This is a genomic window from Pseudomonas sp. C6002 (assembly GCF_013385805.1).
Taxonomy (GTDB): domain Bacteria; phylum Pseudomonadota; class Gammaproteobacteria; order Pseudomonadales; family Pseudomonadaceae; genus Aquipseudomonas.
Genome location: NZ_JACAPH010000010.1, coordinates 10910 through 23930, shown reverse-complemented (window position 1 = coordinate 23930; position 13021 = coordinate 10910). Strand labels below are relative to the sequence as shown.

Below are 13021 nucleotides of genomic sequence, written 5' to 3'. Positions count from 1 at the left end.
ACAACCGCGCCACCCGACGAGTGGCGCGTTGCGATCCGAGTTAAAAACCCTCCAGCTCCGCCATCAAATCACTCAACCGATCCACCTTCTCGGCGCTGATCTCATTCGCCGCCAGCCCGTCGATATACCCCGCCAACGCCTCCACCGTGCTGCACTCGAACATCGCCCGCAACGGCACATCCCGCTGCAGCGTCTTCTGCACCCGTGAAGCTATCTGCGTGGCCAGCAACGAATGCCCGCCCAGTTCGAAGAAGTTGTCCTGCACGCCGACGCGCTCGACCTTGAGCACCTCGGCCCAGATCCCGGCCAGCGTCTGCTCCAGCTCATTGCGCGGCGCCAGATAATCCTGGCTGTGCAACTGGCCGATCTCCAGTGCCGGCAAGGCCTTGCGGTCCAGCTTGCCATTGGCGTTCAGCGGCAAACGGTCGAGCCACAACCAATGCAACGGCACCATGTATTCCGGTAGCTCGGCCCGCAGGCGTTGCTTGATGCGATCGAGGCGCTCACCCGGGTTGAGCTGCGCATCCGCCGCCACCAGGTAGCCCACCAGATGCTTGCCGTTGACGCCCTCCTGCACGCCCACCGCAGCATCCCGCACTTCAGGCTGCTCATGCAGGCGCGCTTCGATTTCACCCAGCTCGATCCGGTAACCGCGAATCTTCACCTGATGGTCGATGCGCCCGACGTACTCCAACACACCGTCGCTGCGACGGCGGGCCAAATCCCCTGTTCGATACAACCGGTCCGCACCCAATGGATTCGGCACAAACGCTTGCGCCGTGCGCAGCGGATCGCTGACATAACCACGACCCACGCCGGTCCCGGCCACGCACAACTCGCCGACGGCGCCTTGAGGCACCAGTTCCAGCGCACCGTCCAGCAGGTACAACCGGTTATTGTCGGTCGGCGTACCAATCGGCAGATAAGTGCCACGGGTCGACGCCAGGTCGACGCGGAAGAACGCCACGTCGTCCGAACATTCCGCCGGACCATACGCGTTGACCAGGCCAATCTGCGGATAACGCAGCAACCACTGGTGCGCCAGTTCCGGCGGCATCGCTTCACCCGTCGGCAGCATCCAGCGCAAGCCATCCAGGCTCATGCGCTCCTGGGCGAGCATGCCCTGGATCAGTGACGGCACGCTTTCCAGCACGGTAATGCCCTGGGCCTGGACGTGAGCGAGCAAGCCTTGCGGATCATGGGCAATGGTATTTGGCACAATGTCCACCCGCGCCCCGAACAGCGGTGCCGCGAGGAACTGCCACACCGAGATATCGAAACTTTGCGAGGCGGTCTGGGCGATCACATCGTGCTCAGTCAGTTGCAGATACGGCACCTTGCTCAACTGGTTATTGAGCATGCCGCGCTGTTCGACCATCACGCCCTTGGGCAGGCCAGTGGAGCCCGAGGTGTAGATCACGTAGGCCAGGTTATCCGGCGCGCTGTAGATACCGGGGTTTTCCTGCGAGCCAGTCATCTCCTCCCACACCAGCAACTTCGGCCGGCCGCAGCAGGCAAACTCTTCCAGCAGCACCTGCGCCTGCTCACGGCACGCTTCGGTGCACACCAACAGCGGCGTGCGGCTCAAGTCGATAATCCGGCTCAAGCGCTGGGTCGGCAGCCCCGGATCCAGCGGCAAGTAACCCGCGCCGGCCTTGAAGCTGCCGATGATCATGCCCAGCAAATCCAGATTACGTTCAGCCAGCAACGCCACCGGTTGGTCCAGCCCGACACCCGCGGCAATCAGCGCATGACCCAGGCGGTTACTGCGCCGGTTCAGCTCAGAGTAGGTCCATTGCTGATCCAGGCAACTGGCGGCAATCCGCTGTGGATGCTGTGCCACCTGGGCTTCGAACAGCTCGATGTAACTGCGCTCCAGCGGATATTCATGCTCGCTCTGGTTGCAGCCGTCCACCAGGAACTCACGCTCCTGCTCGCCAATCAGCGGCAAGTCGGCCATGTCGCCATGGAAGCCCTGCACCAGCGCCAGCAGCAGCCGCTTGAATTCAGCGAGCATGCCTTGCACGGTGGTTTCATCGAAATAACGCTGGTCGTAGGACAGGTGCAAGCCCAGGTCATCGCCCGGGTAGCACACGGCCGTCAGCGGGAAGTTGGTGTGGGTGCGACCGGAATCCGAGGTGGCATTCAGGCTTTGCGCACGGTCCAGTACCGAGACTTCCACCGGGGCGTTCTCGAACACGAACAGGCTGTCGAACAGCGGCTGGCCTTTCGGCAGTTCGCTGTGCTCCTGGATGGTCACCAGCGGCAGGTACTCGTACTCGCGCAGTTGCATATTGCTGTCGAGCAGGCCGCTCAACCATTGGCGCACGCTGCACTGCTGATCGTCCTCCGGCAGCTTGACCCGCAAGGCGATACTGTTGATAAACAGCCCGACAGTGCGCTGCATCTCGGGCATCTCTACCGGGCGCCCTGCCACGGTGACGCCGAACAGCACGTCGCGATCGCCACTCAAGCGCCGCAGCACCAGGGCCCATGCCGCCTGGGCGAAGGTGTTCACCGTCAATTGATGAGCCTGGGCCAGCTCGCGCAATTGCGCGCCGTCGCGCACATCCAGGCGGGTGTAGCAGTCGCCTACCACCATGCCGCCGCTGTGGCCGGCATGCTCGCGCAGGAACGGCCGGTCGCTCGGAATCGGTGTGGTGCGTTCGAACCCTTGCAGGTTCTGCTGCCACCACTGGCGCGCCTCGGCGAGGTTCTGGCGTTGCAGCCAGGCGATGTAATCGCGGTAACGCGGTGGCGTCGCCAGTTGCGCTTCGCGACCTTCGCCGAGGGCCATGTAGATGTCGAAGAAATCGTTCATCAGCAGCGAGCGGCACCACGCATCGATCAGGATGTGGTGGTTGCTCATCATGAACCAGTAGCGGGCTTCGCCTACGCGGATCAGCCGCAGGTGGAAGGGCGCCTGGTTAAGCAGATCGAAACCGGCTTCACGCTCGCTTTTCAGCAACGCTTGCAGGCGCGGTTCCTGCTCGCTTTCCGGCTCCTGGCTCCAGTCGAGGTACTCGATCGGCGTGCTGCCGGGCTTGTGGATAACCTGCAACATGTCTTCGCCGACGTTCCAGCAGAACGAGGCGCGCAAGGCTTCATGACGGGCGATCACCGCCTGCCAGGCCTGGGCGAAACGCTCGGGGTCCAGGGCGCTGTTGATGCGGTAGCGGTCCTGCATGTAGTAGAGGCCGGTGCCCGGTTCCAGCAGGGTGTGCAGCAGCAAGCCTTCCTGCATCGGGGTCAGCGGGTACACGTCTTCGATGGCATTGGCCGGCACCGGCAGCGCATCGAGTTGCCCCTGGGTCAGGTGCGCCAGCGGGAAGTCCGACGGCGTAAGGCCGCCCGCGTCTGCCTTGAGGCAATGTTCGATCAGGCTTTGCAGTTCCGCCAGGTAAGCGTCCGCCAGTTCAGCGATGGTCTGGCTGTGGTGACGCTCGCGGCTGAAGGTCCAGCGCAGCACCAGCTCACCGCCGTACACCTGGCTGTCGACACTCAGCGCGTTGGGCAACGGCGCGTCCGGGTCGTGGGCGATCCCGGCGGACTCGTCCAGCGGGTGGAACAGTGCGTCGGCGCCAAAGCTCTGGTCGAACTGGCCGAGGTAGTTGAAGGTGATACTGGCGGTCGGCAACGCGGCCATGGTCTGGCGGCACAGGTCGTCGGCCAGGTAGCGCAGCACGCCATAACCCAACCCTTTGTGGGGCACGCCGCGCAGTTGCTCCTTGATCGCCTTGATCGAGGCGCCCTGCCCGGCGGCCTCTTCGATATGCAGCGGGGTCAGGCGCAGCGGGTAGGCGCTGGTGAACCAGCCGACGCTGCGGGTCAGGTCGATCTCGTCGAATAGCGGTTCGCGGCCGTGGCCTTCCAGCTGGATCAATGCGGATTCATGGCCACTCCAGCGGCACAGCACACGGGCCAGGGCCGTCAGCAGCAAATCGTTGACCTGGGTGCGGTAGGCACTTGGTGCCTGCTGCAACAACTGGCGGGTGCGCTCGGCATCCAGGCGCACGCTGACGGTATCGGCGTCGCGATTGCGCAGCGAACCCTGTGGGCGATCCACCGGCAACTCAACGGCAGGGCCGGCCAACTGTTGCTGCCACACGTGCAGCTCCTCACGCAGGGATTCGCTGCCGGCATACGCCTGCAACCGCGCCGCCCAGTCGCGCAAGGCGCTGGTCTTGGCCGGCAGGTTGACCGGCTGGCCGTCGCTCAACTGGCGATACACGGTCTGCAAATCTTCCAGCAATACCCGCCAGGAAACGCCGTCCACCACCAGGTGATGGATCGCGATCAGCAGCCGGCGCTGGCCTTGCGGGCCGTCCACCAGTAACGCGCGCAACAACGGGCCATGGGCGAGGTTGAGGCTGCGCTGGGTGTCGGTGAACAGCGCGCCGCACTGCTCCATGTCCGCCACCTGGGCTTGCAACAGCAGGCCGCCTTCCGGCACAGCCAAGTGTTCGGCGTGCCATTGGGCGTCGCGCTGGGTGAAGCTCAGGCGCAGGGCGTCGTGATGTTCCAGCACCGCCAGCAACGCTTGCTCCAGGCGATGAGGTTCCAGGGCCTGAACCGGCTCCAGCAGCAATGCCTGGTTCCAGTGTTGGCGCTCCGGGATGTCGGTGTCGAAGAACCAGTGCTGGATCGGCGTCAGCCCGGACGCGCCGGTCAACACGCCTTGTTCGGCGCTGACCTGCTCGCTGCGGGTCGCCACGGCGGCCAGGGTTTGCACGGTCTGGTGCTGGAACAGATCACGCGGGCTGAAATGAATCCCCGCCTGCCGGGCCCGGCTGACCACCTGGATCGACAGGATCGAGTCGCCGCCCAACTCGAAGAAGTTGTCGTCAAGGCCTACCTGTTGCACGTTCAGTACCGCGCACCAGATGGCCGCCAGGGTTTGCTCCAGCTCGTTGCGCGGCGCCACGTACTGTTGACGATTCGCCTCGGGGTCCGGCTGCGGCAAGGCGCGGCGGTCGAGTTTGCCGTTGGCGGTCAGCGGCATGCTGTCGAGAACGATCAGGTGCGCGGGCACCATGTAGTCCGGCAGCTGCGCTTTCAAATGCGCCTTGAGGGATTCACGCAGTGCACCGTGTTCTTCGTCGCTGATCAGGTAGGCCACCAACTGTTTGCCGCTCGGGGAATCCAGCGCCAACACCACTGCTTCACGCACCGCCTGGTGTTCCAGCAGGCGGGTTTCAATTTCCCCCAGCTCGATGCGGAACCCGCGAATCTTAACTTGATGGTCGATACGACCGAGGTATTCCACCAGGCCATCGGCACGCTGGCGCACCAGGTCGCCGGTGCGATACAGGCGACCGCCGTTCGTGGCAAACGGATCCGCGACAAACCGCTCCGCGGTCATGCCCGGACGCTGGTGATACCCCTGGGCCAGGCCGGCACCGCCGACGTACAACTCACCCGTCGCGCCTTGCGGCACCAGCGCCAGATCCGCATCCAGAATGTAGGCCACACGCGCGCCGATGATGCTGCCGATCGGCACGCTGCCGGCGCCCTCTTCCAGGGCTTCCGGGGCCAGGCTGGCCAACGGCATCACCACGGTTTCAGTCGGGCCATAGGCGTTGAAAAACAGCGCCGGCTTGAATGCCGCGCGAATGCGCTGCAAGTGTTCGCCGGTCAGGGCCTCACCGCCGGTGATGCACATGCGCACCGCCAGGGTCTGGTCTTGCGTGGCCAGCCATTGCGCCAACTGGCTGCCATAGCTTGGGGTGAAGCCCAGGATATTGATGCGGTGCCGACGAATCAGCCCGCAGATTTCTTCCGCGTCCCACTGGCCCTGGGCCCGCAACACCACCTGGGCACCACTGAGCAACGGCACCAGCAGACGCTCGGTGGCAGCGTCAAAGTTGATGGAATAGAAGTGCAGCTCGCAGTCATCCGGGCGCATGCCGAAGCGCTCGATCACCGCCTGGCAATGCATGGCAATTTCACCGTGGGACACCACCACGCCCTTGGGCTTGCCGGTGGAACCGGAGGTGTAGATCAAGTAGGCCTGATGTTGCGGCAGGCTGATGAAAGGCAACTCGCTTGCCGGGTAGTCCGCCAGGGTCAGCAGGTCATCTTCCAGGCACCAGCGGCCGACACTCTCAGGCAGTTCGCCCAATGCGTCGAACATCGCGGCATCGCTAAGCAACAGGCCGATGCCACTGTCTTCGATCATGTAGTGCAGGCGGTCCAGCGGGTATTCCGGGTCCAGCGGCACATAGGCGCCGCCGGCCTTGAGGATTGCCAGCAGGCCGACGACCATTTCCAGCGAACGCGGCAACGCCAGGCCGACCCGCACCTGCGGGCCCACGCCGCGCTCGCGGAGCATCCAGGCCAGGCGATTGGCACGGCTGTCGAGTTCGCTGTAGCTCAGGGTCTGCCCGGCAAAGGTCAACGCCGGTGCATCGGCACGGGCCAGGGCCTGCTCGCTGAACAGGTGATGGATGCACTGGTCGAGGCGATGCTCGCCAGCCTCAATGCCAAGGCTGTCTCGCAGGGCGCGCTGTTCGCCAGCCTCCAGCAACGGCAACTCACTCAGGCGCTGTTGCGGATCGGCAAGCAAGGCTTCCAGCAGGTTTTGCCAATGCGCCGCCATGCGCGCAATACGCGGCTCGTCGAACAGGTCGGTGCTGTAGGTCAGGCAGCAACCCAGGCGATGATCGAGGTCGGTGACCTCCAGGTTGAGGTCGAACTTGGTGGCGCGGGCATCGTTGGCCAGGTATTCGACGGTCATCCCGGCCAGGGTGCGGCTTTGCTGGAATTCCCAGCGCTGCACGTTGCACATCACCTGGAACAGCGGGTTGTACGCCGCGCTGCGGGTTGGTTGCAGGGCCTCCACCAGATGGTCGAACGGCAGGTCCTGATGGGACTGGCCTTCGATCACGGTGTGGCGAACCTGGTCAAACAGTTCGCCGACACTCATCTGCCCGTTGAGCTGGCAACGCAGCACCTGGGTGTTGAGGAATGCGCCGATCAGCCCTTCGCTTTCCGGGCGAATCCGGTTGGCCACCGGCGCACCGATGCGCAGGTCAGTCTGGCCGCTGTAGCGGTAGAGCAATACCGCGAGGGTGGCGGTCATGGTCATGAACAGGGTCAGGCCGCGTTCGGCGTTGAAGGCACGCACGCGGGCGGCGAGGTCGTCGCTCAAATCGAAACGGTACAGCTCGCCCTGGTGACTTTGCACCGGCGGCCGCGGACGGTCGGCCGGCAGTTCCAGCAGCGGGTGTTCGGTGCCCAGTTGCGCGGTCCAGTAATCCAGTTGGCGCTGGCGTTCGCCGGACTCCAGCCACTGGCGCTGCCACACGCTGTAGTCGAGGTACTGCACCGGCAGTGGCGCCAGTGGCGATTCGCGGTCGTCGATGAACGCTTCGTACAGCGCGCTGATTTCACGGGCAAAGATGTCCATGGCCCAGCCTTCGGTGACGATATGGTGCAGGGTCAGCACCAGGTAATGTTCCTGCTCACCGGCCTTGACCAGGCAGGCGCGCAGCAGTGGACCGGTCTCCAGATTGAACGGCGTGTGGGCTTCATGATCGGCCAGTTGCTGCACACGCCGTTGCCGCTCGGCCTCACTGAACGCCGAGAAATCCTGCCAATCCATGCGCACGCCGGTTTGCGCCGCAACCTTCTGCTGCGCCACGCCATTGATGCTCGGGAAAGTCGTGCGCAGGGTTTCATGACGCATGATCAAGGCCTGCAACGCCGCCTCGAAACGGCCCACGTCCAGCACCCCGCGAAAGCGCGCCATGCCGCCGACGTTATACGCCGGGCTGTCGGGCTCCATCTGCCAGAGGAACCACATGCGCTGCTGGGAATAGGACAGTGGCACCGGCTGGCTGCGGTCGACCTTGCCGATGGCCAGCTGTTGGTTACGTTGCCCGGCGGCCTGGATCAGGCGGACCTGCTCGGCGAAAGCCCCCAGCTCGCTGGCGTCGAACAGCGTGCGTAACGGCAGTTCGACGTCACAGGCCTGGCGGGTGCGGGAGATGATTTGCGTCGCCAGCAACGAATGGCCGCCAAGGGCGAAGAAGTCGTCCCGCAGGCCGATGTGTGGCAGCGCCAGGACTTCACGCCAGATCGCGGCGATTTGCTGTTCCAGCGCTGTTTCAGGTTCGACGTGCTCACGTACCTGCCACACCGGTTCCGGCAAGGCGCGGCGATCCAGTTTGCCGCTTGGGCTCAGGGGCATCGCGTCCAGGCGCATCAACTGCGCCGGGACCATGTACTCCGGCAGCTCGGCGGCCAGGGCGGTTTTTACGTCCTGTTCATCCAACGGTTCGCTGGCGGTGTAGTAACCGATCAACTGCGCACCGGCTGCGGTTTCCCGCACCAGCACCACCGCTTGGGCGATGCCGTCGAGAGCCAGCAGGCGGGCTTCGATTTCTTCAGGCTCGACACGGAAGCCACGCAGTTTGACCTGCTGATCCAGGCGCCCGAGATATTCCAGCACACCGTCGGTGCTCCAGCGCACGCGGTCACCGGTGCGATACAGGCGTGCGCCCGCCTCACCCAGCGGGTCGGCGACAAAGCGTTCGGCGGTCAGCCCCGCACGCCCGAGGTAACCCCGGGCCAGGCCGATGCCACCGATGCACAACTCACCCGGCACACCCGCCGGCAGCGGCTCGAACTGATCATCCAGCACCCGGCAAATCACATTGCCCAGCGGCCGGCCAATCGGCGAACGCTCGCCGTCCTCGGCCTGGCAATGCCAGTGCGTCACGTTGATCGCGGTTTCGGTGGGGCCATACCGATTGTGCAACTGCACCGCCGGCAACTGCGCCAGCACCCGGTTGCGCAACTCGGCAGGCAGCGCTTCACCGCCGGAGAACAGGCGACGCAGGCTGGTGCATTCGGCAGCCAACGGTTCGTCGACAAACAGCTGCAACAGCGGCGGCACAAAGTGCAGGGTGGTCACGCCGTGCTCCTGCACCAACTGCGCGATGCGATGGGGATCGCGATGCTCGCCGGGGCCGGCCAGCACCAGGCGGCAACCGGTGATCAGCGGCCAGAAACACTCCCACACCGACACGTCGAAACTGATGGGCGCCTTTTGCATCAGCACATCGGTTTCATCCAATTGGTAGGTGGCTTGCATCCACTGCAAGCGCTCGGCCAGCGCGGCATGGGTGTTGCCCACGCCCTTGGGCTGGCCGGTGGAGCCGGAGGTGTAGATCACGTAGGCGAGGTTGTCGCCATTGAGGTGCAAACCCGGCGCGTGGGTCGGCCAACTGTCGAGCTTGAGGCTGTCCATGGCGATGACGCACACGCCTTGCGCCGTGGGCAGTTGTTCCAGCAGTGGAGTCTGGGTCAGCAGCAGTTGCACGCCGCTGTCCTTGAGCATGTAGCCCAGGCGTTCGGCGGGATAATCCGGGTCCAGCGGCACATAGGCGCCGCCGGCCTTGATGATTGCCAGCAGGCCGATCAGCAGTTGCGGCGAACGCTCGGCGGCGATGGCCACGCACACGTCCGGGCCGACGCCCTTGTCCCGCAGGTAATGGGCCAGGCGGTTGGCCTGGGTGTGCAATTGCGCGAAGGTCAGGCTGCCGTCCTGCCACACCAGTGCGGTGCGTTCCGAGACGTGTTGGTTGAGGTGTTCCGGCAGCCAGCGCTGCGCCGGTGTGCACGGTGCAGCGCTCCACTGCTGTTGTTGGCGCTGCTCGTCGGCGTGCAACAGCTTCAGGTCGCCGATGGCCTGTTGTGGTTGCTCGCAAATGGCTTGCAGCAGGTTGATGAAGTGCCCGGCCAGGCGTTCGATGGTGGCGGCGTCGAACAGCTCATCGGCGTAGTCGAAGGACAGGCTCAGGCGCCCGTTGCGGTCTTCTTCAGTGTGCAGTTGCAGGTCGAACTTGGCTTCGCGGCTGTGCCATGCCAGCTCGTCGGCAAGCAGGCCCGGCAAGCGGCGCAAGGCGCCGAGGTCACGTTGCTGGTGGTTGAACATCACCTGGAACAGGCCTTGTTCCCGGGCTTGGGGGAAGGCTTCCAGCAGCTGTTCGAAAGGCAGGTCCTGATGGGCCTGGGCGCCCAGCGCTGCGGTGCGGGTTGCCGTCAGCAACTCGGCGAAGGGCAGGCGCGCATCCAGTTCGGCGCGCAGTACGAGGGTGTTGATAAAGAACCCGATCAGGCCTTGGGTTTCCTGGCGCGGACGGTTGGCGTTGGGCACACCGATGCGGATATCGCGCTGGCCGCTGTAGCGATAGAGCAGGCTCTGGAACGCCGCGAGCAACAGCATGAACGGCGTGGATTCGTGGCTTTGGGCAGTCTTGCGAATGGCTTCGCCGAGGCTCGCGCTCACACGCACACTGTGACGCGAGGCACTGCGCAGGTGCTGCGCCGAACGCGGGTGATCGGTGGCCAGGCTCAGGGTTGGGTGCTCGTCGCCCAGTTGTTGTTTCCAGTAAGCCAGTTGTCGCTGGCCCTCGCCTTCGGCCAGCCACTGGCGCTGCCAACTTCCGTAGTCGGCGTATTGCAGGGCCAGCGCTGGCAGCTCCAGGGGTTGGCCCTGGGACGCAGCGGCGTACAGTCGCGAGAATTCGTCGATCAACACGTTCAGCGACCAGCCGTCCGCGATGATGTGGTGCAGGGTCACCAGCAGTTGGTGGTCGTCGTCATCCAGGCGTACCAGCGTTACCCACAGCAGCGGGCCTTTCTCCAGGTCGAACTGGGTGCGGGCTTCGTCTTCACGAATCTGCTTGGCACGGGCTTCCCGCTCGGCGGCAGGCAAATCGCTGAGGTCGATGACTTGCAGATCGAAATCAGCCTTGGCGTCGACCCGCTGGAAGGCCTGGCCATCGCGCTCGAAGAAGCGCGTGCGCAGGGCTTCGTGGCGCTGGATCAGTTGCTGGAAGGTTGCGCGCACCGCGTCTTCATCCAGCTCGCCGCGCAACCGCAAGGCGCCGGGAATGGTGTAGGCGCTGCTGTGCGGGTCGAGTTGCCAGGTGATCCACAAGCGGTTTTGCGCGAGGGATTGCGGCAGGTCTTCCTGGCGCGACAACCCATGGATTGCGCCTTGGGCCACGCCGCCGTCCTGCTGCAATTGCCCGACGCTGGTGGCGAAGGCAGCCAGGGTGGGCGCTTCGAACAACAGGCGCAGGTTCAGTTCCAGGCCGAGGGTTTCCCGCAGCCGGGCGACGACCTGGGTGGCGCTGATGGAGTTGCCCCCCAGCAGGAAGAAGTGATCGTCGGCGGCGACCTGCGTCACCTGCAATTGCTCGCACCAGATCGCGGCAATCTGGTTTTGCAGTTCGGATTGCAGGACAGCATCGCCGACCGGCGCCTGCACGCCGGGGAACTGCGCATAACTGTCGAGGCTGCCGTCCGCCAGGCGTGTGCGGCAGGCCGAGCGCTGCACCTTGCCGCTGGACGTTTTCGGCAAGCCACCGGGGTTGAGCAGCACCACCACGCTCGGCGCTTCCTGGCAGGCTTCGGCCACCGCCTGGCGAATCGCTTTGATCAGTGCCTCCGGCGGCAGGATTTTCTGCACGCTGCGGCTGATTTCGGCAGCAATACCGATGCCTTCCAGGCCCTGGTCATTCACCGCGAACGCGGCGACCCGGCCCTTGCGCACCACTTCCACTTCGCGCTCGATGGCTTGCTCGATATCTTGGGGATACAGGTTGTGGCCCCGCACGATCAGCAGGTCTTTCAGCCGGCCGGTGATGAACACTTCACCTTCGCGGATAAACCCGAGGTCGCCGGTCCGCAGCCAGGTACGGCCTTCGTGCTGGACGAAGGTCTTGGCGGTGGCTTCAGGGTTGCGCCAGTAGCCGTGGGCGATGCTCGGGCCGGTGGCCCAGATTTCACCGACGGCATTGTCGGGGAGCGTCGCCAGGGTGGCGGGGTCGGCAATCAGCACCGCGTGCTCGGGCTGGCTGGTGCCGCAACTCATGATCGCCGCGCCCTGACCGGGCTCGGCGCGATTGGCGGCCAGAGCCTGTTCGTCTAGGCGCACGGCCGGGATGCCCTGGCCACGGGTGCCGCCGGCAACGAACAAGGTGGCCTCCGCCAAGCCGTAGGAGGCGAAGAAATTGTTCGGGGTAAAACCGCAGGCGGCGAACTTCTCGGCGAAGCGTTCGAGGGTGTCGAGGCGGATCGGCTCGGAGCCGGAATACGCGACGCGCCATTTGCTCAGGTCCAGGCGATCCAATGCCGATTCGCTGACTCGCTCGCTGCACAAGCGATAGGCGAAGTCCGGCCCGCCGCTGATGGTGCCGCCGTATTCGCTGATCGCTTCGAGCCAGCGCAATGGCCGGCCAAGGAAGTACGCCGGCGACATCAATACGCACGGCACACCGCTGAAGATCGGCTGCAGCAGCCCGCCGATCAGGCCCATGTCGTGGTAAAGCGGCAACCAACTGACGATCACATCGTCGGGGTTCAGGTCGATGCCGAAGCCGTGACGGATCAGCAATTCGTTGGCCACCAGGTTGCCGTGGGTCACTTGCACGCCCTTGGGCAACGCAGTGGAGCCGGAGGTGTATTGCAGGAAGGCGATGTCATCGTCCTGCAAGTTGGGCGCGACCCAATTGCCCGCGATTTCGGCATGGAGGCTGTCAACGCACAGCAACTGCGGCGCGCCTTCGAGTTGCGCCAGCGAATCACCGAGGCTGGACGTGGTCAGCAGCAACCGCGGCTCGGCGTCTGCAATGATCGACAGCAGCCGCTCCTGATGATGGCGGCGGGCGGACTCCGGCGGATAGGCCGGCACCGCGATGACCCCGGCGTACAGGCAACCAAAGAACGCCGCGACGTAATCCGGCCCGCTGGGGAACAGCAGCACCGCACGATCGCCCAGCCCGGCGTCGGCCTGCAAGGCGGCGGCGATGGTGCGGGCGCGCAGGTCGAGGTCGCGGTAACTGAGGACAACGCTCTGTTCGGCCGTCTCGGCAAGGAAGCGCAACGCCAGTCGATCCGGGGTTTGCGCGGCGCGGCGTTGAAGGGACTGAACCAGGGTGCGGGGAAGTTCGAAGGCGTCCATCATGGGGTTCCTGCCTGAAATCGGCTTACTGGGAAATCGGGGAAT

Annotated in this window: 1 protein-coding gene; it reads right to left on the bottom strand. The window is 64.7% G+C overall.

Going from position 1 to position 13021, the window contains the following annotated elements; genetic code table 11:
- Positions 1 to 40: 40 nt before the first annotated feature.
- Positions 41 to 12979, bottom strand: coding sequence for a non-ribosomal peptide synthetase (locus HX817_RS06385; protein ID WP_177039990.1), 12939 nt, complete (start codon positions 12977 to 12979; stop codon positions 41 to 43).
- Positions 12980 to 13021: the final 42 nt, after the last annotated feature.